The 21,857-nt window shown below is 39.9% G+C and carries 18 protein-coding genes, 1 other RNA gene and 1 pseudogene; 4 read left to right on the forward strand and 16 right to left on the reverse strand.

Annotated elements, in window-relative coordinates:
* Both ACGLXV_RS14470 and ACGLXV_RS14475 read right to left on the reverse strand, forming a co-directional pair.
* Positions 1 to 2,399 (reverse strand): PD-(D/E)XK nuclease family protein (locus ACGLXV_RS14470; protein WP_391559186.1); only part of this gene is annotated, 2,399 nt, incomplete at its 3' end.
* 136 nt (positions 2,400 to 2,535) lie between these two features.
* Entirely contained in the window at positions 2,536 to 3,171 is a 636-nt protein-coding gene (locus tag ACGLXV_RS14475) for a stage II sporulation protein M (RefSeq protein ID WP_391559187.1), read from the reverse strand.
* Between the two features lie 260 nt (positions 3,172 to 3,431).
* Between ACGLXV_RS14475 and ACGLXV_RS14480 the strand changes: the two are divergent.
* A pseudogene (locus ACGLXV_RS14480) lies at positions 3,432 to 3,791 on the forward strand (transposase); the annotation flags it as partial.
* A gap of 32 nt (positions 3,792 to 3,823) precedes the next feature.
* Positions 3,824 to 4,498 carry a DUF3267 domain-containing protein gene (locus ACGLXV_RS14485; protein ID WP_391559188.1) on the forward strand — a complete coding sequence of 225 codons (675 nt, stop codon included), beginning with the start codon at positions 3,824 to 3,826 and terminating at the stop codon, positions 4,496 to 4,498.
* Between the two features lie 158 nt (positions 4,499 to 4,656).
* On the opposite strand, the gene ACGLXV_RS14490 is transcribed toward ACGLXV_RS14485, so the two are convergent.
* The 6 genes from ACGLXV_RS14490 to ACGLXV_RS14515 all read right to left on the reverse strand — a co-directional run bounded on the left by ACGLXV_RS14490 (position 4,657) and on the right by ACGLXV_RS14515 (position 12,247).
* Positions 4,657 to 5,658 carry a helix-turn-helix transcriptional regulator gene (locus ACGLXV_RS14490; RefSeq protein ID WP_391559189.1) on the reverse strand — a complete coding sequence of 334 codons (1,002 nt, stop codon included), beginning with the start codon at positions 5,656 to 5,658 and terminating at the stop codon, positions 4,657 to 4,659.
* Between the two features lie 60 nt (positions 5,659 to 5,718).
* On the reverse strand, positions 5,719 to 6,297 hold the full coding sequence (locus tag ACGLXV_RS14495; RefSeq protein WP_391559190.1) for a hypothetical protein: 579 nt from the start codon (positions 6,295 to 6,297) through the stop codon (positions 5,719 to 5,721).
* Between the two features lie 141 nt (positions 6,298 to 6,438).
* Positions 6,439 to 7,323 carry a TIGR01777 family oxidoreductase gene (locus ACGLXV_RS14500; RefSeq protein WP_391559191.1) on the reverse strand — a complete coding sequence of 295 codons (885 nt, stop codon included), beginning with the start codon at positions 7,321 to 7,323 and terminating at the stop codon, positions 6,439 to 6,441.
* A 14-nt stretch (positions 7,324 to 7,337) separates the two neighbouring features.
* The gene (locus tag ACGLXV_RS14505) at positions 7,338 to 7,727 is read right to left on the reverse strand and encodes a thiol-disulfide oxidoreductase DCC family protein (RefSeq protein WP_391559192.1); all 390 of its coding nucleotides are present in this window, start codon (positions 7,725 to 7,727) and stop codon (positions 7,338 to 7,340) included.
* 84 nt (positions 7,728 to 7,811) lie between these two features.
* The gene (locus ACGLXV_RS14510) at positions 7,812 to 10,520 is read right to left on the reverse strand and encodes a tetratricopeptide repeat protein (RefSeq protein ID WP_391559193.1); all 2,709 of its coding nucleotides are present in this window, start codon (positions 10,518 to 10,520) and stop codon (positions 7,812 to 7,814) included.
* A 146-nt stretch (positions 10,521 to 10,666) separates the two neighbouring features.
* Complete coding sequence (locus ACGLXV_RS14515; RefSeq protein WP_391559194.1) at positions 10,667 to 12,247, reverse strand: histidine kinase N-terminal 7TM domain-containing diguanylate cyclase; 1,581 nt, start codon at positions 12,245 to 12,247, stop codon at positions 10,667 to 10,669.
* Between the two features lie 204 nt (positions 12,248 to 12,451).
* Between ACGLXV_RS14515 and ssrS the strand changes: the two genes are divergently transcribed.
* Positions 12,452 to 12,648, forward strand: a non-coding RNA gene (gene ssrS, locus ACGLXV_RS14520) — 6S RNA.
* A 73-nt stretch (positions 12,649 to 12,721) separates the two neighbouring features.
* Here the strand turns inward: ssrS and ACGLXV_RS14525 are convergent.
* The 3 genes from ACGLXV_RS14525 to ACGLXV_RS14535 form a co-directional block, all read right to left on the reverse strand.
* Positions 12,722 to 12,862, reverse strand: coding sequence for a hypothetical protein (locus ACGLXV_RS14525; protein ID WP_391559195.1), 141 nt, complete (start codon positions 12,860 to 12,862; stop codon positions 12,722 to 12,724).
* Between the two features lie 50 nt (positions 12,863 to 12,912).
* A complete protein-coding gene (locus ACGLXV_RS14530; protein WP_391559196.1) occupies positions 12,913 to 13,797 on the reverse strand; it encodes an alpha/beta fold hydrolase in 885 nt (294 codons plus the stop codon).
* A 152-nt stretch (positions 13,798 to 13,949) separates the two neighbouring features.
* Complete coding sequence (locus ACGLXV_RS14535) at positions 13,950 to 17,750, reverse strand: glycoside hydrolase family 30 protein (protein ID WP_391559197.1); 3,801 nt, start codon at positions 17,748 to 17,750, stop codon at positions 13,950 to 13,952.
* 392 nt (positions 17,751 to 18,142) lie between these two features.
* On the opposite strand from ACGLXV_RS14535, the gene ACGLXV_RS14540 reads away from it, so the two are divergent.
* The gene (locus ACGLXV_RS14540) at positions 18,143 to 18,532 is read left to right on the forward strand and encodes a DUF1259 domain-containing protein (RefSeq protein WP_119708094.1); all 390 of its coding nucleotides are present in this window, start codon (positions 18,143 to 18,145) and stop codon (positions 18,530 to 18,532) included.
* Positions 18,533 to 18,805: 273 nt separating this feature from the next.
* On the opposite strand, the gene ACGLXV_RS14545 is transcribed toward ACGLXV_RS14540, so the two are convergent.
* The 5 genes from ACGLXV_RS14545 to ACGLXV_RS14565 form a co-directional block, all read right to left on the reverse strand.
* Positions 18,806 to 19,351, reverse strand: coding sequence for a DUF3231 family protein (locus tag ACGLXV_RS14545; protein WP_391559198.1), 546 nt, complete (start codon positions 19,349 to 19,351; stop codon positions 18,806 to 18,808).
* 172 nt (positions 19,352 to 19,523) lie between these two features.
* The gene (locus ACGLXV_RS14550; RefSeq protein WP_391559199.1) at positions 19,524 to 20,237 is read right to left on the reverse strand and encodes a hypothetical protein; all 714 of its coding nucleotides are present in this window, start codon (positions 20,235 to 20,237) and stop codon (positions 19,524 to 19,526) included.
* 59 nt (positions 20,238 to 20,296) lie between these two features.
* Positions 20,297 to 20,623 carry a hypothetical protein gene (locus ACGLXV_RS14555; RefSeq protein WP_391559200.1) on the reverse strand — a complete coding sequence of 109 codons (327 nt, stop codon included), beginning with the start codon at positions 20,621 to 20,623 and terminating at the stop codon, positions 20,297 to 20,299.
* Positions 20,624 to 20,734: 111 nt separating this feature from the next.
* Entirely contained in the window at positions 20,735 to 21,298 is a 564-nt protein-coding gene (locus ACGLXV_RS14560; RefSeq protein WP_391559201.1) for a helicase, read from the reverse strand.
* Between the two features lie 337 nt (positions 21,299 to 21,635).
* Positions 21,636 to 21,857 (reverse strand): biotin transporter BioY (locus tag ACGLXV_RS14565; RefSeq protein ID WP_391559202.1); only part of this gene is annotated, 222 nt, incomplete at its 5' end.

Here is a 21,857-nt window from a genome sequence, read left to right on the forward strand (position 1 = left end):
GCCAACAGCCAATGATAGAGCGTTAATTGGATCGATACCTTTTCTAAGCGCTCTTTATAATTGTTTGGTTTTCTCGACCATTTCGCGTCGAAAAGAATCTTTTTTCCGGTTCGGGTTTCACCGACCAAATCTAATCTTCCTTTGAACTCTACTCCTTCGCTCCACGGTTTTTGCAAATCAAGCTCGGTATGTTGAATCTGAACACCCGCTTGATTCAACACCTTGAAAAATTGCTGTAAGGATGTTTGCAAATGTCTCCGTGTTTCATTTCGAAGGATACTATTTTTCGGTTCTAATAAAGGAGCCGCTAACTTTGGCATCAGCTCATCAAACAATTCCCCTGCTTTCAGCTGTACTTCTTGCTCGCTCCAGCTAGATTTTTCGGTAATGAGATGTTCTAATATCACGTGACCTAAATTTCCTAACATTAACGACTCATGTGGAATCGAAAGGGCACTAGCTGGTTTCACTTTGGCTGCATATCGGAAGGTCCATTTAACAGGACAACCGATTAAGCTCTCAAAGCTTGTAGCTGATTCCTCTTCTCGAGGGAGAACCACTTTTTCTGGTACCTGCCACGTTCGGATCGGTTCCGGGATATTCCGTTTGTTCAACCCCACACGTTCAAATTGCTCTTCAAATAAAGACACAATTGGCTGTTTCCGAAACTCCACTGGGTCCAAGGTGAGCTTCTTCTCTGTAGGATGGTCTTTCACGACGGCATAGCGAATTTCATCCCATAGTGGGTGAATCGGGATTTCTTCTCCTTTTACTTTGGATGGAGCAAACAGAATCAGTTTTCGGTTGGCAAAACGGATCGCTCTCTGCCAGGAAGCAGCCTCTCGGCGGCGTCGAACATCCTCCTCTGTTAGGAAGACGCCTTGCTCCTTGAGCCAATTCCGTTCTTTTGCCGTCCACGTTCGAATGCTTGGTCCTGACCTATTTTTAAGAAATCCCCACCAAAGGATCGTATCGGCCTCTCCCCAAATTTGCCCCGGATGATTGACCACCTGCCATTCCGCCGCTTCTTCACCGTAATGGGAAAGCTTGGCTCCTTCGCCTAAAACAGAGTCCATGATTCGTCCGACCTGTAGTTGAGAGACGGAGGTCACACCGAGCGTTCTTACTCCATCTAATACTTCCTGTGCATGCTTGATGGCCTGAGCATAGATCGGGTCATTGGTTCGTTGATAGGTAGTTGCGGCCCATTGGCTCACTTTTTGACAAATATGAACGAAGGTTTCTAACGGAATGCCTTCATTAGGATCGTAATACTCATGGCGAACCCACAAATCGAGTTTCTCTTCAAGGTTTTTACGGCGCTTTTTCTTCTCTTTCTCGTCAAGGCCTTCTTCACTCCATGTTTCTTCATAATGGCGAAGTCCATGTTCAATGGCCTCTGTCCAAACAGGACCGCCGATTCCTGGATGATCCGCTAATGCCGTCGCCAATCGATAACGAATTCGTCCTGGAATAGGAGAGGTAGGAATCGTGACCAATTCCATCATTCGCTCGACTCGGATCGGGTTCCAATACGTATCAATCGTGAGAGGTAACACTTGGAGAACCGCCCGCCATTTCGAAGCCCCCTCTGCCCCAGCACCTGCTACCCCACGGCGGTGAAGAAGCTCGTCCAACAGCAGAGATCCTTCGTCTTTGATGATGACCGTCTGTTCGGTGCCATGTTCCTGCAGCCAACTGGTTAGAAAATCAGCCGCATCCCATTCTTGTTCCGAGCGAACGAGAAGTAAACTTCCGTCACCCTTCGCTTCTTGAGACAGTGACTCTCCAGCGAGAACACTTTTTAGAAGGGAGAGGTCTGTTGTCGGCTCTTGTTTTTCCTTTTCAACAGGAGCTTTTACCATTTCCACTCCATGACGTTTCAATTTCTCAATCAACTGCATACACCAAGGGTCCCACAAGGTTTCGTCTTCATCAACGATCGTGATGGTTTCAATATGTACCTGTACCGTTTCATCGAGCTTGGCAAGGAGGGCACGTACTCGATCCGGCAATCCCCACGTATGATTTGGATGGGATTGCTCTAAATCTCCTAAAAGCTCCAACCAATTGCTCCCGCCCATATGGATGGTTGGCTCCCAACCAGCTAATACGAGTTCGTCGCGACGACGCAGCAATTCCTTCGCTGTGTTCCAAGAATCGGTTCGATACGATTGAGAAAATAACCTATTCCCATCATCATGTTTTCGCAACAACTCTTGCCACTCAGCAATTCGCAGGTTTTCCGATTGCTTTGGAAACGTTAAGCCTAACTGCGTTTCTAAAATACCGAGTAAGCCGTTAAAACCCGTGACCACCGTACCCGCAGATGCCTCTTGCCCACGAAGTGCGTCCGGATACGAGGCGGAATCCAGCCAATAGCCGAGTATGATTTTCATAATTGGTCCTCCTTTTTATCGTCCAAACAGGATTTCTTATTTTTTTCTATTATAAACAAATGGGTGTTCCATTTTTGGACCACCCTACTTTTCATAGGCACTCATCATCTTCTCTAGCTCCTGTTTCACATCTATGTTATAAGTAAATATCCACAAGACGAGAGGTTATGAAAGCTTCCACCAGAGCAGCAAGTATAAATAAAGGAATGATAATCAATATGTAGCTTTTGGTTCCCTGCGTTAACAATCTGCTAACTTTTTCCGATTTTTTCTTACTGAAAAACACCTTCTGTACTACATTTTTATTAATATACATACCAATTGCGACGCTATAAAGGATAGGTATTATTTCGATGACTGCATGTGGGATAAATGCTATAACCATCGTTTGTAAAACATTATGCTCCATAATAATACCGTAACCAGCGACTATTCCTACTGCTGCGAAAGAAAGTAAACCATAAATACATGGAAGTCCATATACGGGAATAAACCCGCATAAAATAATCATTCCCCCAGCAAACAAATTATTCAATAGAATGGAAACAAACTTTTGCCTATTCGTTGGTTCTTCCTTGTTTTCGCCTAACATCTGTTCAGCCATACTAGTCGATTGCTGAACGATAAAATCTTCAAAATAAAATGATGTGAAAAATACAGCAAAAGCTAGAAAGATTCCTAGTATCAGGACAATAAAAATACTTCTCCTGTAACATTCTTTATATAATTGATACTCGATGGTAAACTTCTCTTTAATTTTGTCTACACTCATTTCTACTAAATCTCTCCCATTTCATTTAATCTATCATAAGTGTAAACTAACATAACGAATTTTTGTCTATTTTTTACAATAAAAAAAGAGAAGCTACATCTAAACTTGCTCCTCTTCACTCATCATATGGCTTTGATTACATTTACGCTTCACGTTTTTTAAAACTATGGCTCTGTTAAAGATAAATGTTGATATTAGAGAAACTATCTGAAATCCTTGTATAATTAGTATAAGAATAAATATTCGGGAAGCTAGCAAGGTTGCGCAAAGCGTTCAGTAATCTATTAAAACATATCGGGTATTTATCACATACAGAAAAAGAACGAGTTTTTCAATGGGTAAAACGCTATGTTGACCCTTCTTCCTCTGTCGGTGGTCGCCTAGATTCGAGAAGCTAGTTTCAAAGAAGGATTTGAATGTCCTCAATGTGCATCAGAACACGTTGTTAGATTTGGAAAATATAATGGTCGCCAACGCTATCGTTGTAAGTGTTGCGGTGAATCTTCACCGATGCAACCAACACCATCTTGTACCGTACCAGAAAAGGCAACGAATGGATTACGTTTGTTGACTGTATGTTTAAAGGCTATTCTTTACGAAAATCGGCCGAAATCGTAGGGACAATAAGTAATTACTATGTGGTTTAATACTTATGTTAATAATAATTCCAATAACAGGGGTGGAAAGTATGAATAGAGTAAGGAATGGCAGTAGTATGCCAAAGTGGAATGAGGCTTTAGACATAAAACTTATCCAAGATGGTTGGGTTTCTATCGAGGGTCCAAAAAAGTGGGGCACTGCTTGTTTTGTGTCAGTTCCTTTCATGGTCATAAATGTACTCATTTCAATAATAACTATCAATATCTTTTCAAATATATCTTTACAGGAATTCGGATATAAAGCAGATGGGAGTGTATCTACCACAATCTATATATGGGATATATTCTTCGTTATTTTACTTGTTTCCTTCCACGAATTACTACACTTTATATTTATTCCTAACTTTATGAAGTCCCAAAAAACATATATGGGATTTACTCTCTTTGGAGGATATGTTGTAACAGAAGAAGAGATTCCAAAAGTCAGATTTCTATTGATTACAATTGCCCCTTTTTTTATTATTTCCGTACTGTCACCATTCTTATTTGGTGCTTTAGGTATCTTAACATTAAAGGTAAAAGTTTTAATTCTACTGAACTCAATAGCATCATCAGTAGATACACTTACAATTTTTCTCATACTGAAACAAGCTCCTCCAAATAGTATTCTAAGAGGTAATGGATTAAAAAAATATTGGAAATATGAAACAGCCAAATCGCAAACGTAGGAACTATAAGAGTATTAAGGCGAAATGACCCATATAGTACTGCACAAAAAGGATTGATGAGCAAAGAATGGTTTTGCTCAATCAGTCCTTTTTTACTACAAACAGGTTGTCTTACCACTTCAGCATCTAGAAATGGGTAGTTGATTTATTGAAACACACTACTCTTCATATGCCCTCATCATCTTCTCTAGCTCCTGTTTCATATCCTCCACAAGAGACGGAGGTGATAACACCTTCACATGCCTTCCCCATCCAAGAATCCACCCCTTCAATCCTTCACTATGCTTGGCTTTTGCTTTTAAGATAAAGGTGTTGTCTTCTCCCTTTCTAATGTCTGCATCCACCCCAAACTTATCAATGACTCCATTGAGAGCGACTCGATTTAAGTGGAATTGCAGTGTGATCACTTCATCTTGTCCTCCAAACATATGAAAGGATTGTTGAACATAGCTGCTGATGTCTTTCCTATTTTTCACAAACTTGTTCTCTGTAATCTCGACATTCCTCATTCGATCCAATCGGTAGTTTCGAGGATTGTCTTCTTCACTGTATTTCGTATCTTCACCAATTAAGTAATAAAAGTCAGATTCCCAAATGAGTGCAAGTGGTTTGATCTGATAATACTCTCCACCTTTACGCAGTTGAAACTCTTTATCAATATTAAAGTCTCCGTACTGGAATTTAATGAGCTTACTTTCAAAAATGGCATCATGAATTATATCAATATGTAATTTGATTAATTGGTAATTTTGATTAATCGATTGCTGATACACGATTGGATCCGGAAGCGATTTCGCGATATGGCTGCTCGTCAATTTTTTCACGTTTGATACGATCTTCTTCTTTTCTTCTTCGGTGATGAACCGAGCCGAAAGAATCGGATCAATCAACAGCCTCAATTGATATTTTTCAAATAGCCGATCCTGGTGACTGTAGTATTTCTTCCCGAACTTTTCGACATTATCAATAATATCAAACCCGGTATCCTTCAAGATTTCGATATATTCTTTTACTTTTTTATCATTGGCCGTACATCCTGGTATTTCTATTTGTAACTTTTCCACCAACTCTTTGATGGAAAGCTGATGATCCTCATCCGTATCTCGAAGAAAGATTTCTTTTAATGCGAGTAGACGGACACCCGTTGTATCTTCAAGCATGGAAATTCCCCCTTTTCTCTCTTTACATATTTTCTAGTTAGAAGTCCCACCTCCTAGGTCTTATCCACCTTGCCTGTCTAACACCTCTCCACTACCAGATAGACCTCTAACAATCATTTCTCTTCCTATTTGGAAATAGTATCGTAATCCATTGCTGCTAATAATTTTTGCTTCCTCAAAGGTTTTTTCCTCATGTGTTTTTGTTTCCACTGTAACAATATTGGGGTTGTTAATTTCTCCAAACACCACGTAAAAATCATGAAGGGTATTGCCTTTATGGTCGTAATCACGAAGAGCTTCGCTATAAAGTGTCATATTGTCGTTCTCATAGTGACTCCATCCATGTTGGCCAATTCTTTCCCAACCTTCTTTGTCGCTACCTTTAAAGAAGGCAACAGCGAGGGCCTCATAGTCTGCGAAGGGAAGTTCGACTTGATCGGGAAATGTCGTATACATAACAATGGTTACACCGTCATAGTTTTCCTTATGAACGATATGGTTAATTTGATGTGGGATCCCTTTTTGTAGTGCTTCTTCAAAGTCGTCGAATTTACCGAATTCAAAATCAGAAGTGAGAGCCCAACTTCTGAGTCCGATGGCTGCCAATATCACTAAACCGACAAACAGTAACTTTTTCATGCCTCACCTATGCCGAATGGGAGAATGACCATTGCAATCCATCCTACTTTCCCCATAAGTCCCGATAGAAGTACTTTAAATAACACTAGACATACAAAAGAACCTTTACGCATGGTATCGACTCCTCTTTAATCATTCGCATTAATTTAGAATGTCCTGTAAGGTCTTATCAAGGGTTGGGTAGACAAATGTATAGCCTTCACGTTGTAATCGCTCAGGAAGCACCCAACGGCTTTTTAACACTAATTCCGTTTCGGTTTTGATGAGTATAGAACCGATTTCTAACATCCATTTCGGACTAGGTAATCCAAACGGGACTCCCATGGTCTTTCTGATGGTATTCATGAACTCGTCATTGCTAACAGGGGCTGGGGATGAACAGTTGAATACTCCGCTAAGATCTTTTCTATCTTTTAAAAATAGGATAATTTGGAATAAGTCTTCGACGTGAATCCAACTGAACTTTTGCTTTCCGTTCCCCTGGTGCCCTCCTAGACCGAATGTAACTAAGTTTCTATAAGGAGTAATGACTCCACCGTCTTTCCCTAAAACGATGGCTATACGTAGGGCGACTTGTCTCGTGTTCTGAAGGTCAAAGGAGAAGAAAGTTTTCTCCCAATTGGTTGCGACATCTACCGAAAAACCCGAACCCATTTCTCCGTTTTCTTCCGTCATCGGGCGGTCTTCTGCGTGTCGATAAATCGTTGCTGTACTGGAGTTTACCCATGTCTTAGGTGGATTGGTACACGCTTGAAGGGATTCTCCAAGGATCGTTGTAGTCTTCACCCTTGAGTTCATGATCTCATTTCTGTTTGCCTCGTTGTATCGGCAATTTACTGATTTACCTGCAAGGTTAATTAAGAGTTCAGCATTCTCTAGAGCTTCAACAATATCTTCCTTGTCTTCCCATGAAATATGCTGTTTTTGCCTCGAGATGATTTTCACGTCGTATCCTTGGTCTTTGAATTTCTTTTGAAAGTATTCGCCGATAAAACCAGTTCCCCCGGCTATAACCACTTTTTTCATAGGCCTCTCCCTTTCTATAAAAAGCGTTTTCTTATTTCAGGTGACGGTAGCATGCAACTATCCTTTTTTCCGAACCATTTGTATCTATTCTTGGCAAGGATATCGTAGAAATAGTCACGTATGGGTTTTGGTATGATGGAAAGTACGTATAAAAACTTCCAACCGCCTGATAAGTGCTTGCTGATCCGAAGAGCTGCTGCAGACTTAAAGTAACACTTATCGTCTTTTACTAAGATTATGCTATCAATATGTTCAGGCACTTCGTACTTTCTTTTTATCTCTTGCCCTATTTCACTTTGTAGCGAAGTGAATTTGTATACGGCATTTTTATCTCTTTTGATGATGAATTGAACACTATGATCACAAAAGTTACATTCTCCATCGAACAAAATAATGTTGTTCATACCCTCACCTCTTTTCAATATAAGAATATCTAGTTTTGAAACTACAAATACAGTGGATTTTTTGGATACTCTTCAAGAGATTTGTTATGCTAATAAACGAACAATTAATTTTTCTAACTTTTCAATATTAACGATGGCTGTCTTGGACCCTGGCGAATGTTCTAGTTGCTTCTTAAAGCATGCTACACTCTCTTTATAGGAGCTAATTGCCAGATCCACTTCCTTCATATCTGAATAACAATCTCCCATTTCTCGATAAATTTTGCCTCGGCTGTTGTGGGCATAAATGCATTCAGGAGAATGCTGGAACAATTCATCACTTTTGATCAGTGAGGTTTGGAAAGCTTCAATGGCTAATGAGTAGTTTTTTTGTTTTCTATACAGTCTTCCTAGTGAGCGATACGCAGAGCTGAGCCTGTTTCTCGAACTTCCCTGGACTTCCGAAAGCTCTAGTGCTTTTTCAAAAGACTCCACGGCGAGTTGAAAGCTTTTATAGGCGTTATTGAATTGATCGAGATCGGTGTATAGATCCAACAGGTCCACTGACGCATGTCCTCGCATTTCATACCCATCCACATATTCCGGTGCCTTCTCGATGACTTCATTGTAGATGGAAATTGCTTGATGAAAGTTTGCTAGTTTCTCTTCTGTCTTAGATATGGCCTCCGCCAGACGTTTATAGGCTAAGCCTTGGTGCGCACGGATGGTGATATAATCCTTTAGTTCCTTAGATGACAGCGCCTGTTCGTACGCTTGGATGGATTGGTAAAAATGGCTGAGATCCTCGGCTTCTCCATGTGACCATTCATCATTTTGTAACTCTCCTAATTTTTCGTGCACTTGCCCGAGGGTGGCATATAGTTCAGCTGAGGCATGACCCCATTCCACTACCCTTGAACACTTCTCTAGTGCCAGTTCATACGCTTGCTGAGCTAGATCATATTTGGATTGCAGCTTATAGATTTTTCCTAGTCGAGTGGCCATCCAAGCGATCTCTTGTAGGGCTTGTGGATCCTCTTGGATTTTTTCTAGTTCATGGATCGCACTCACAAAGGATTGAACGGCTTTTTCATAGTTATTGGTATTTCGGTACAAGTCTCCCAGCTTCTTCTGAAGGTAGGCGATTTGTTTCTGGCCTTCACCCTGTATTTGGAAAAGCTGAATGGCCCTATTCGCCCGCTTTTCCGCTAACTCATATTGTCCGTTTAATAAATAAAGTTCACATAGGCCTTGTTGAACAAACGTTTGTAATTGGAAGTCGCTGTATTCCTCCACTAATCTCTCATATTCTTTGATTAACGAGCTCCAATGCCCGTTATTGGTCATTACAACGGAATACTTGGATAGCCAGTCGACTAATTCATTGGTGGTGAGAACGATTTCCCCGTGATGAAGAGCCTCCACATATGCGGTTGGAAGTTCCTCCTGATGTTCAAGTCTTCGAGAATAATAGGTATGAAGAAACTTATGGACTTGCTGGAACAGTGATGGTGTTTGATCCTCCACCTGATGGTACAGTCCTTGTTTCATTAACTTATGCATTGACCAGGAACCGTCCAGCTCTAGCTCTTGAATAAAGGAAAATTCACAAAGCTCCGCAAAGGCGGTTACGGGATAAAAGGTTTTAAATTCAGTGACCAGTTCCACAAATAGATCCTCAGACCAAAATCTTGGAACCGATAAGATTTTCAGTGTTTCTTTTTCCGGTCGATCCAAATATTTTAAAAAGCGATGAAGCACTTCTTCTGGACGCTTCGAAAAGTCAGCTACTTCAGGCACTTGTTTTCTCGAAATCAGCTGATACGTATCAACCATTAAGTCTAAATAGTAGGGAAGTCCTTCGCTTCCTTGGATAATCGCCTCTTGGATGTCTTCGTCTGTAATCAGGCAGGAGTGGAGGAAGCTTTTGCAGTCGGTTGGAGATAATTCCCCCATTAAATGCTGCTCGATCACTGAATTCCACTCCGGATTGCTTTTTTCCCATACAAGTTTTTCTCGTCCACAAATGACGTTAAGGACCGATACCTCGTCAAATTGCAGAATCAATTCCTTAACCCACTCGTCCCTTTCATGGAAGGAACCGATGGAACGATCCTTTTCCCATAGGGCTTCATATGTATCAAAAAAGAACACGGCTTTTCTGTTGTTTTTTTTCAGCCAACTGATTAAATCGGCGGCCCAGTAAACAAGAAGCATGTCTTCAATATCCTTTGGGTGCATCTCCTTTAAATCGGCTAGAATTTCTTTGCCGATTCCATTCCACCATTGCATCACATCCCGGTAGTTGGATAGACCATCAATGAGCTTTATCGTTTTCGGAATCCATTGAACGACCGGGAGATTTTCAAGCTGTGTGATTAATTCTGCGACAAAGCTTCCTTCTTCTAAAAAGGGAATCGTCTTTTTCTCAGACTTCATCGTGATTTGCGATTTCATCCGGCTCCAATAAATCGCATAGGCCAAATCAAAGGTCGTAAACTTGATATGATGTTCCTGCGTTAATTGCTGGCGCAACCAAATCAGAGCTTCCGACGGGTTCCGGTGTTTTTCTTCGCGAAAATCGATCGTGACTTTAATGGCTGTGTTGTCGAGCGAGTTGGTCATATGTTGTAATTCTTTTTGTAATCTGGACTTGCCTATCCCACCGACTCCATAATAGACGAGTACTTTGTACTGCTCGTTGGATAACGACTGGAAGGCATTGATATACGAACGTCTCGGCTCCTCACGATCGGTAAACTGCCGGGACGCGGTTTCTTTTAACTGTTTGATCGAGCGTTTTGGTTTTAGCATACATACCCCTCAAAGACTTTAGTTTATAGGAATATTTTAACATGAAATATTTAGCAACTGGGAAAAGAAAAATGCCTGGTGAGCCTATTCACCTGGCATTTCTCTAATAGGTATATTACTTTATAGTAGTTTCTTCTTCCTAATTATCAATTTCGCGCAAGTGAGTGTTCTAAATAAACCTGAACCCGATTGCGTCCGTTCTCTTTCGCCAAGTACAACGCTTTGTCCGCTTGATTCAGTAGCTGATACAGCGTCGTCCCCATCTTATTCGTTGCTTCAGCCACTCCCATGCTGATCGTAACAGGTATACTTCCTTCGTTTTCGTTCCGTTGTAATGGGTGAGCTTCTATATAGCCCCGGATCTTATTGGCTAACACTTCCCCTTCTAAGGCTGTCCGCCCCTTGAGTGAGAAAACAAATTCCTCTCCGCCATATCGGGCAAAGATGTCCCCTTCCTGTAATTGGGTTTGACAAGCCTTTGCTACATGAATCAGTAATTGATCACCCACATGATGTCCATACGTGTCATTCACTTTTTTAAAATAATCGATATCCATTAAGATAACGGTATAACCCATCGATTCTTTCATGGCTTTTGCAAAATCCTGTTCGCTTTTCTGGAAAAACGCCCGTCGATTATAAACTTGTGTGAGTTCATCATAATACGCTTGGTGCTCCAACTGAACCTGGAGTCTTTTGACCTCTGTTATATCGGTAAAAATAATCAATAATCCCTTGTTATTTTTAGAATTCTGCAACAAGGAGGTTCGTACCTGATAGATTCGCTGTGAATTCTCGGCAGTAGTAACCCCGATTTCCTGATGAAGCTCGGTCGCGTCTAGTTTAAAAGGAATAGATGTTCCCGACAGTCCCTGCCAAACCTGTTCAAGGTCGGTCCCAAACATGGATTTGTTCAATTGGGGAAACATCTTTTTACATGCTGTATTAAACTCTATTAATCTAGTGGAATCATCCAACACCATGACCCCATCATTAATGCTATTAAATATCTCATCTTTTGCAATGGGCATAATCGTAAACAGACGTGAGGAGCTTATGGCCCATAAATAAAAGAGCGTCGCAAGCCATCTGACCATTGGTACGGGGTCCACCCCTGGAGGTGTTAATCCAATCAAATAAACAAAAGCGGTGATCATCGGTACTAATTGTCCGCACATAAGAGCGATCAATTGTGGACGATACGTTTTTGCTGTTTCCTTCCAATGGGCAAGTATGAGTACAAATCCCGCAAACAAGCAAGAAAATGTGAAAATGCCATGAACCACATACCATCGACCGATTTCCAAATAAATAAAAGGAGCTCCAAGGACAGGATCCACTTCGAACACGCGGTAATGAAGATGATGCCAATCATTCGTAGCCACCATCACCATGCTAATAAAAGGAATCGTAAGAAGAGCGATAACCCTTTTTTTCGTAACTTTCATTCCCAAAAACTGCATGGTAAACAATAAGCTCAAGGGTGGAGAAAATGGCATGCCCACATATTGAATGGCGGTCCAAAACTTTATCTGTTCCACTGTCGTAGCCATCATCCCGAATGCCGCACCTAAACAATAAATCGTTGTGGCTGCTGTATAAAGAAGAAACATCTTAGCGATATTCGTATATTTGTGACGGTTGAAAAACACGTAAAAAAATAGATACAAATTTAATACACTTGATGTACAAATAAGGGTGATATAAGCGGTTAATTCCGAATTCACTGGTGTACCTCTTAGGAAAAGTATTTTCCCTTTAATGTAGCACAAATGAACCATTAAATGTCGTAAATTTTTAAAATCGCTTCAAGTCACACTTTATTAGACGGGACTTTGGAATTATATTTCGCACAAATTCAAGAGAAAGTTTAAGGATGCATGGGGAAGGATTACCATTGATTAAGGAAAGCATTAATAGTAATATAAGTACATCAGCTGCATTGTTCGTATTCATAATAAAGTTTTAACCTTTAAGCTGTAATAGGGAGTTTAACATCGAAACACGAATGACAAGTCTCCGTCTATATGACAAGGAGGACAGGCAGGAATGTTTCTGCGAACACCCACTTTGAGGAGTGGTGGTTTAAAACTTTCTTATACCTTTATACGGCAATTGCGGCAGATACATAGGTAGAGCTAACCAGTTTCCCTTGGAAGCTGGTTTTTATTTTTATTGTCTAATTTAAGGTACTAATATCCTCAATACCTTCTTTCCATACTCATATAACTATAGAAATCAACTAAGTTTCCCGCTTGTTTCCATCCTTTTTCTGTTAATGGAGATTCAGAAGGCTGCACCTTTGCTTCACAATGACGGACAACATAAATTTTTTTCAACATGTAAATCCCCCCAAAAATTTCTATATTTATCTGTAATTTTTCTTGTTAATCTATACCTCAAGGAATGAATGAAGCTGTTCAAGAAATGGTTGTGGTTCTTCCATATAAGGAAAATGAGCACTATTGTTAAAGAGGACCAACTTGCTATTCTCGAGTTGCCTATGTATTTGGTTGGAGATGGGTACTCCAGAATTTCTATCATGAACACCCGTGACGATTAAAATGTCTTGCTTTATTTCTTTTAGTCTCTCATATAAAGGAATAGTAGGCGGCTTGTTCTGAATGGCTTTTAACATAAGACCAGTATTGGTCATTTTACTTTCTTGCGTTAAGCGTCTATACTCTGTGGCAAGTGATTGATTCTCAAAAAGCAAACGGTCAATAGTGGCTATATCAGCGGCCTTCCATAGACGTACATATCTTTCTTCTAGCGTACCCGGTTCTTCCAGTATGCGTTCGATAACTGAAATAAATGAAGGATCCGCAACCGACATAAAACCTGCCATTTGAATAAGGTATTGAGTTTTCAATCCTATTAAACTAGGACCAGGGAGAATCACTTTATTTATTTTGTTTGGTACTGCATGAGTAATCTCTAGAGCAAGCTCTCCTCCAAATGAATAACCAAATAAATCCACCTTTTCAACACCTAGCCAATGATGGATTTCCTTAAAATCATTTATTAAATCTTTAAAGGTAAAGGCATGTTCGGAATCAGGACTTTCACTTCTTCCGCAACCACGTTGTTCATAATAAATAACCGTTCTATTTTTAGATAGTAGCGGTCCTATTGTACGTTCAAAAGCATATACATTCCCTCCAGGACCTCCATGAATAATTACCAAAGGAGTCGTATGGTTTTCTGCTCCGTCAATCTTAATCCAGTGAATAACACCATTAATGTATTGCTTATATTCGCCATTTTTTATTTTCATAGTTTCTCCCTGTCATCATAAAAATAGTGCAAAGAACTGCGTTCATAACCTACGAATTATAGGAATATTTTAACATAAATGAACAATGGGAGTTATTCTTCGACTTATAAACAAAAAAAATGGGACAGTGTACCTGTCCCCATGATCCAATCCTACTCTATTGTATTTTCAGTTAATCCCCTAACCGCCTCCTGCAAAGAATTCCTCGCACCCACCACTTCATCTAACGTGCTCTGTGGATTTTTTAATACTTCTTTGGCTCTTTGAAAGGATTTGTGGAATGTTTTCCAACTGTCTTCGGTGTATTTCTTTTTTTCTAGGTCTGTATTGGCGTTATATAACTCTTCTAGTTTTGTTTTATCTACTTCCACTTTATTTCTGCCAGTAATCACATCGATGCCGTCGAGTACAAACGTGCCGCCTTTTACGACCACTTTTGCTGTGTGTTTCTTATCCCTCAGTCCTCGGAGATTATACGATGTTTGTCGATCTCCTTTCGAATAGATTCTCACATTCTCATCGATTAATTGATCGTTCACATACACGTCAATTAATGCATCCGGAGTGGCACCAAATAAGTTAAAGCCTGAGCCTTCAAAATTGAAAATCATACTGCTGTTTGGAACAAAGGTAGGAGTATGGTAGATATTGACCCCTCTATAGTCCATAAACGTTTCTTTTTGTTCGTTATCTTTTAGTGACACCTTCAACGTATGAGGGTTTTCTTCCAACCCTCTCACCGAATACCGTATGCCCGTGCCGGAGTCTACAGCAAAGTTCCCCATATCGGTACCGTCTAGTTCAAAATTATAGAGAGATTTCTCTCCTGTCCCTGCTAAGTAATCGATCCCGCTGCCTGTAAAGTTAATGACAATATACGGATCATCCGCAAAGCTGGCCCACGCATTCGTAGAATTGGAGCCCCAGGACGTGTTCTTTCTAAAGGCATATACGATATTTTCTTCGTTGCCTAGTAGTGATTCATCCGATATTTTGACGATCTCATTCGGTCCTAACTTCTTAACGGCTAAGACAGGGTCGCTCGTTTCAATCTCCGCTTTGCTAAAACTAATATACTTCTCTTTTGCTACGACCTTGAGGGTATGTGGTTTATCTTCAAGATCCTGTGCTGACCACACCATCTGAGTGATACTGCTATTATTCAAGTAGTTTGCCTCACCGACTAATTGTCCATCCAAATACACATCCGCCTTGCCATTGGATGGATTCGTTTCTCCAAATAGTCTGATCTCGGTTCCTTTAAATGGAATTTCAAACGAGGTTCCTACTGCTCCCCAAGCATTGGCACTGTTTGATGACCAGCCGCTTGAGTAAAAAACTTTATTCAACGTTCCTTGTACGGTGGTGGAGTCTCTGTGACCGACTGTTACGCCGTTCCAAACAGGAACCTCCGTTTTGGCGATCATTTGTGTACGGTTAAAATGAGCGTAACCTGCTTGTGTATAGTCCCATTTTCCAATAAAGCCAATCGGATTCAATGCATCAATCTGGTTTAACGCCTCTTCTTCGGAGCTGTATTTCTTTCCTTGGGCACTGTCGATTTTCAAAGATTCATAGGTGTACCCCTTGATCGGATCTACACGAAGATTATCATATAGAGTTTCATAGTATCCGGATCCTATAACGATTCTTCCGGACATGACGGTGGAATCCTCATCTGTATACGAAGCGATTTCTACTCCATCCACATAAAGGGTAAACTCATTTTCCTTAGCTTCGAAGGCAAGATTGTGCCAAACCTTATTATCAAACCCTTCGAGTGTTCCGCTTTTCACCACTTTTCCAAGCTTCAAGATTTCGTAATTTCCATTGGAAAAGACACGTGCATTGTATGGTGCGTAGGAATCATTTCCGCCAGCCTTCATTTGTCGAACACCAATTAACGCGTAGTTGCTTCTACCAGCAACCTCAGGTGTATGGGTATCTAGTAAAAAGTCATACGATGCTTTGTAATTGACCCAGCGATGATCACCTAGAGTCGTGTTTGGGTTGCTGTTAGAGGCGGATCCATCTGTTCCTCCCCAAACGGCCCAATCGGCACCGATGATGTCATGAGTAATCTTCTGCTGTAACATATTTCCGTGAGCTTTTGCATCTGGAATATCTAGATTCGCACGTACGGCGCTACCGCTAGAAACGGGTTGGGTTGCTGATTTCACCACTTCAAAAGCAGCAAGCTGATCAGTCGTATAGCGTGGGGTTCCTCCTCGACGATCCACATAGTCTCTACCTTTTTCATCTTTAGGATAATTTTTGTATTCAAAATCATCCGTATATGGCAATTTGAGGATGGTATCCTTTGATACATCGACTGGATCGGACTCATATTCAAAGCCTTCGATTTCTGATTCCTTATCTAATGTAGAGATTGTTACAATGGAATAAGGATTCACCTCCACCTCATATTCTCCATTTTCCGGTTGAATGACCTTCACCTTCTTAAACCAGTTCGCATCAATTGCTTCTCCCTCATCGGGTCCACGTGTTTCCCAAACGTAGACAGGTGCATTTTCTTTCCCATCTAAATTTTTCGCTTCAATCTTATATTTTCGAGTCTCTTTTGTGTTGTTGGCAAATACGGTTGAGTAGTCATCGGTCTCAGGGTCCTTTAATGTTAAATAGTTATGAGTACTCGTATCCACATCTACTCCGCCATCAAAAAATGCCCCATCGCTATAGGTGGCGCCTTTCACATACTGCCAGCGCTCGTTCTCAGGTGTGGTGTGATCATCATAGCCAACAAAATTCATCACATGACGAACGCCTTGCAATCCACCGTCCACCTCGTAAAATCCAGACCATGGATCATACGCACTGATCAAATGCTTCGGATTATAGGCAGATCCTTCATAAAAGGCGGCAACGGAAGGTTGAAAATCAAAAGAAACCGCGTTAAGTGGGTTGCTTCCTGCTCCTGTCCAGGAATACACCGAAATAATACGTGACGTGACGTCGATAATGCCTGCTTTTCCTCCTAGTCCTTTATACTGCGGCTCCATATTGTCGCGGTAACGCGCATTGATCATCGGAGCAATTCCTTCCGACACCCAATTTTCTTTTGGCTGTTTGCCTTCAGAAATTAATTTGTTTTGTAACTGAGTTAATTCATTCGAACCTGTGAGTCCATAATGAGAGCTGATTACATCAATTTCATCGATTAAATCCGGGTTATTGAGAAGTGTCCGGCTAATGGTGGATGTATCTCGATATCCGTCAGCGGCAACTATTTTGATATCTTTATAGTCTGAGTCATAATTTGGCTCTTCTTTAATTTTAGTTGTAAAGTATTTCAGCCATTCAACCTCATTTTTCCCGTTATTATTTTGGGCTCGCTCATTTTGAGAAATCCCGACATAATCTAGTTTAAATCCATACTCTTTATACACTGCATCGATTGTTTGTTTATACCACTGGTAGCGATTCTCGTATTCCTTATTTGCCGCGCCATTCCATGTCCAGCGCGGTTCCCCCCATCGTAAAATTTCAACGGTGATATCGGGGTTGATCGATTTGGCATCCGCTGCAAATTGAAAGCCCGCTCCTCTAAGAACATTCGCTGGTTCATCCGCATAACGCATCGTGGCTGGTTCGGTTCCAGAAGAGGAATTCACATCTGCCCCCAACTCGACTTTGACATGTGTGAGTCCTGCACCGGTATCTTTATTAAACAGCTTATGCATCATTTCCCAGTATTCTTCTGGATGTTCTTCCTTGTAATCTAGCATGAGGCGTGAGGTGTTATTGGCGGTTACGGTCCCAAAGCCTTTAAAACGGTTGTATTTATCTACATTGTCGCCGTCAATGGTGATGGTTTTTGTCGTCACTTCCGCTCTAGTTTCCGTAGTATCCACAAACGCCACTGAACCAAACAGCATGGAAGTCACACAGATACTTCCGATGATTTTTTTAAACGTTTTTCTTTTTCTAGTCATGTTTATACTCTTCCCTTCCCTTCGTACTAGATTAGGTTGACTAAAGGTTGTTCTAAGTAGATGTCATTTTGTGCTAATTACTAAGTACTAGTAGCCTCCTTTTCACGGAATATTATGTTAGCTAGATGAGGGTTGCCTCATTAGATCTAACCGCGTTTAGCCGTAATCGTTTTTATACAACAAAATGTTAGCGTTTTCATTATTTCATACGTGGTTTGGATGTTTATAATAATTTATTGACTACCTTCCCTCTTTTTTTGACCTTTTCCATGCAAAACGGGGAGAGTTTTTATAGAACAATAATTGATTTTAACTATTTTTCATTAAATATATGGATACCTATACAAGCTTGTACCTTCTTACATATCTTGATTGTAAGGAGGTGAAAAATAATGTCATCAAGTTGTGAAAGATTAGCTAGAATTATAGGTGGTACTGCTCAAGTCTCAAATGGAGTATGTGTCGTTTCAAGACTAAGAAACATTGATGCATCGATCCTCAATAGAAGAACAAGATCCCCATTAGCTTTACCGTTTGCATTATCATTTGAGAATCAACAAAATGGGACAACACTTAATCTAGGTGAAACAGTCATTCTTCAAAAGGAAATTAATCCTTTTATATCAGCTCTTCGAAAAAGAGATATAATAGTTACAGCTCTACACAACCATTGGTTATTCGATGAACCAAGACTAATGTATATCCACTGGGAAAAAATTGATAATCCTTTTGAATTTGCTAGAGATAGTTTTGAGGCTGCTAAAGAAGCAGGCTTATTTTAATTTAATTAGAGCTCTCAATTTGAGAGCTTTTTTACTTATTCCACAATTTCCTATTAATTGTTGGCGTAGTAAATGAGGTCATATAAATAAAAAAGTACACCACTAATATATAAGTGATGTACTAATTTTTATATTATGTGTGACATTAAAGAAAAGTTAGTATGATTTACATAGTAGAACAGGTTTTGAGATTTTTTCGATCCAATTATTTACGTAGTAATAGCGAGTCCTTTCTTTAGCTATATTATGTAAACACAAATATATATTTCCCTATTAAGTCGAGGAACCAGGTGGCAGATAAAACGGTGGTACTCTAATCCAACCGCGCTTACGCATTAAGTGTTTTAGTCTAGTAGCGAATGCAAATTTCTCAGTTTGAAACTGAATAAACATTAAACCAACATCTGTACGTATGGATTCAGAAGCAGCACCTGCAGCTTGCATAATTAAACTAACAATTTTTAAGGATAATTCGTTTGCCAGTACATCATCCGTTAATTTAACACCTGGGGGAATACTGTTAGAATCCGATTTTGGCATATCTTCCGGCGCAGAAGGTAACGGAATCCCTGCCTTAACCATGAAATCATGGAGCCTTTCCCTTTGACTGTTCCCTAATTTCAAATCTTCTTCGAGAATTGCTTTTAGTTCCTCATCAGATGTGGTATTGATCCCTGCTTGAACAGATACTTTCGCTAATTCAAGGCCTGATAAATAAATCCAGCATGCCATCACTTCTCCAACATGAAGAGGTTGGTCTTTGTCCTGGTCTGATTGCGATTTCATAGCATCCATGATAGTTTCTATGATATTTAACATGTTATTCCCTCCTGAACTCCTACATCCTCCATAATTTTTGTCATTTAAATAATTATTATTCAGTTGAACCTACAGCAAAATGATGTTTGAGTATAAATCCCCTAAAACCAGTGGAACAAGGAAGATGATTAAACAAAAAGGGACAGTGCACCTGTCCCCATGATCCATTTTTTCACTTTCTTAGACTTGATAACTCATATTCGAGAATATCCCTAATTTGTTTATTTCCCACCACACCAGAACGAAATGTGTTGGATTCAGTCCAATAGACTTCTCTAAAAGTAACCCCATTGTTAAGTTCAATTTCTAGAAAAACTCGACTTCGATCTTGTTGTTCTGTTATGTTGAGAGTTTCAATATCTTCTAATTTTAAATTAGACCATGCATTTAGGAAGTTATCCTTAGAAGATTGGGAGAAAGTATGGATTCGACGACCATCTTCAGTACTTTCAATGTATATATTTTTCACTAATTTTTCCAATGGGTAAAGTTCGCCTGCTGTTTTTGCCTTCTTATTTGTGTCAACAATATACACCTTATCATTTGCAGTAATAGCCAGTGTAGATGGATATCCTTTTATTTCATAAATGGCTGTACCTGCTTGTAGGTAAGTGGCATCTCCATTTACCATCTGATGATTACTACAAGCACTATCATCCATTTTATAGATCACTTCACCAAGTTTTTTACCCTTTTCAATGGTAATAGGAGTATCCTCGTAAGCAGGTTCCGAGATATGATGTTGATATTTTATATCTTGAATCATTATCATATCAACCCATTCAATTACACCATCAGGACAATCTTGATTAGAATGTACATCATTGCAAGAGCTGAGAAGGATAGTAAATAAAGTAATTATGACCACCTTTTTTAGGATATTCATGGTTATCCTCCTATAAAAACTTATTCGTTAGAGAAGTTGTGAGACAATCTTTAAATCTTTTATCCCTCACTTATACTATCTAATGCTCCTTGTATTTCGTTTTCAAAGGGGATAATTTTCGAATCAAAATCTTGCTCATGTACATAAAAGATTAAGATATTTCTCTTTTCAAACATACTAGAAGAGACCAATTCCATTGTTGCGGTTTTCTTAGCAAATTCCCTTATCCCCTTTTCAAGATCATTTTCATTTTCAAATTCATAAATAAAAAACGGTTTCTCATTTAACAGATATGTGCCTGGAATTACATTTCTTAATACGGTCCCAAAAACGTTCGCTTGTGAAAAATCTGCTTCAACTAATACAATACCACTCTCTTGTAACACCTTTACAACGTCTCCTTCCGTAATATGAGAACTATCACTTACCGATTGACAGGAAACCAATAACAAGAGAAAGCATAGATTTAGAATTGTCCTCAGTTCACTCACCCCACCTTAAATCCCTGATGATTTCTCACTTCTTCCATTTTGGCAAAAGATAAAATGGTCCTCAGGATTCCAAACATGCAGATGGTCAGCAAGGTATCCACGTAGCCACAATACTCCGTTTATTCGTCTAAGATAAAAGCCTTTCGGAAAATCATCATCTTCCGTTAGTATCTCAGATGCGATGGTGATCGAGCCTGATGGTGCTTGATGTTTTGGTAATTTTCCTGAAGACCCTTCAGGCTGGTCTAGGTAGTCTAGTCTTAGGTAAGGACCTAGCTCAATCGGACACAATTCTAACCCAAGTTCTTTCGCTCTGTAAAAAATCTGATCCGTAGTAGCTCCATCAGGAAAGCCAAGATTCTCAACGGTTAGTTCAACCGTCTGCAGGATATACTTGGTTTCAGAGGTCGTAAACTTATCATCAGCCAACAGCCTCTCTCCAAACTCATTAATCAAGATAGAGGTTTTTTTCAGTTTCTCGATTAGTTCCCATTTCGTAAGTCCGCCAACCTCTACTGTTCTGGATTTGAAAGAGCACTCAGGGTAAATCTTTTCATTTGAATTAAGCATTTGTAGTCACTCCTCACAAAGGATGAACGGATATAATGAGCTGTATCTAAGATTCTAGAATTCCCTAAAAATTTTCCCTAGTCAACTAACTCAATCAAATGATCGGTCTTCTCTTCTGAAACCGTATAAATGGTGTGCGTATCACTATTTATTTGCCTTTCCCTGGGATGGAGCTGAAGCATGTACCAATTAAAGAAACCAAAATAAACGCACTAACCCTCCTGCAATAATCGTTAGCTTCATTTTAACATTATTTTCCTTATAATAAACAGACGTAGTATGTACTTTAATCCAGTTCCTTCCTGTTTTTTAAGGTATTGCTTCCGTACTGAATTTTTTAGGCTGATTTTGGTTGGTCTTTTATTTCTGAAAACAATAGCCTAGCAGAAATTAATCGGTTTCGAACTAAGATACCAATCCACGAAGCAAGGACAGACTTGATTAACCCAACAATGATAAATGGAGTAAATCCTCCTGCAAAAGCAGCTGACCAAGAAAGCTCGGCAGCAATCTTTAGCCAAGCAGTGCCTAATGCCAAAGTAACAAGCGTTCCAATAGT

Source organism: Robertmurraya sp. (genome assembly GCF_036676585.1).
Taxonomy (GTDB): Bacteria; Bacillota; Bacilli; order Bacillales; family Cytobacillaceae; genus Robertmurraya_A.

Coding starts and splice junctions, on each gene's coding strand:
- ACGLXV_RS14505 (WP_391559192.1), bottom strand. CDS start 7,727: ATGAACAACATTATTTTGTTCGATGGAGAATGTAACTTTTGTGATCAT.
- ACGLXV_RS14560 (WP_391559201.1), bottom strand. CDS start 21,298: ATGCTTAATTCAAATGAAAAGATTTACCCTGAGTGCTCTTTCAAATCC.
- ACGLXV_RS14500 (WP_391559191.1), bottom strand. CDS start 7,323: ATGAAAAAAGTGGTTATAGCCGGGGGAACTGGTTTTATCGGCGAATAC.
- ACGLXV_RS14550 (WP_391559199.1), bottom strand. CDS start 20,237: ATGAATATCCTAAAAAAGGTGGTCATAATTACTTTATTTACTATCCTT.
- ACGLXV_RS14540 (WP_119708094.1), top strand. CDS start 18,143: ATGTCATCAAGTTGTGAAAGATTAGCTAGAATTATAGGTGGTACTGCT.
- ACGLXV_RS14495 (WP_391559190.1), bottom strand. CDS start 6,297: ATGAAAAAGTTACTGTTTGTCGGTTTAGTGATATTGGCAGCCATCGGA.
- ACGLXV_RS14530 (WP_391559196.1), bottom strand. CDS start 13,797: ATGAAAATAAAAAATGGCGAATATAAGCAATACATTAATGGTGTTATT.
- ACGLXV_RS14485 (WP_391559188.1), top strand. CDS start 3,824: ATGTTAATAATAATTCCAATAACAGGGGTGGAAAGTATGAATAGAGTA.
- ACGLXV_RS14545 (WP_391559198.1), bottom strand. CDS start 19,351: ATGTTAAATATCATAGAAACTATCATGGATGCTATGAAATCGCAATCA.
- ACGLXV_RS14490 (WP_391559189.1), bottom strand. CDS start 5,658: ATGCTTGAAGATACAACGGGTGTCCGTCTACTCGCATTAAAAGAAATC.
- ACGLXV_RS14475 (WP_391559187.1), bottom strand. CDS start 3,171: ATGAGTGTAGACAAAATTAAAGAGAAGTTTACCATCGAGTATCAATTA.
- ACGLXV_RS14510 (WP_391559193.1), bottom strand. CDS start 10,520: ATGCTAAAACCAAAACGCTCGATCAAACAGTTAAAAGAAACCGCGTCC.
- ACGLXV_RS14535 (WP_391559197.1), bottom strand. CDS start 17,750: ATGACTAGAAAAAGAAAAACGTTTAAAAAAATCATCGGAAGTATCTGT.
- ACGLXV_RS14525 (WP_391559195.1), bottom strand. CDS start 12,862: ATGTTGAAAAAAATTTATGTTGTCCGTCATTGTGAAGCAAAGGTGCAG.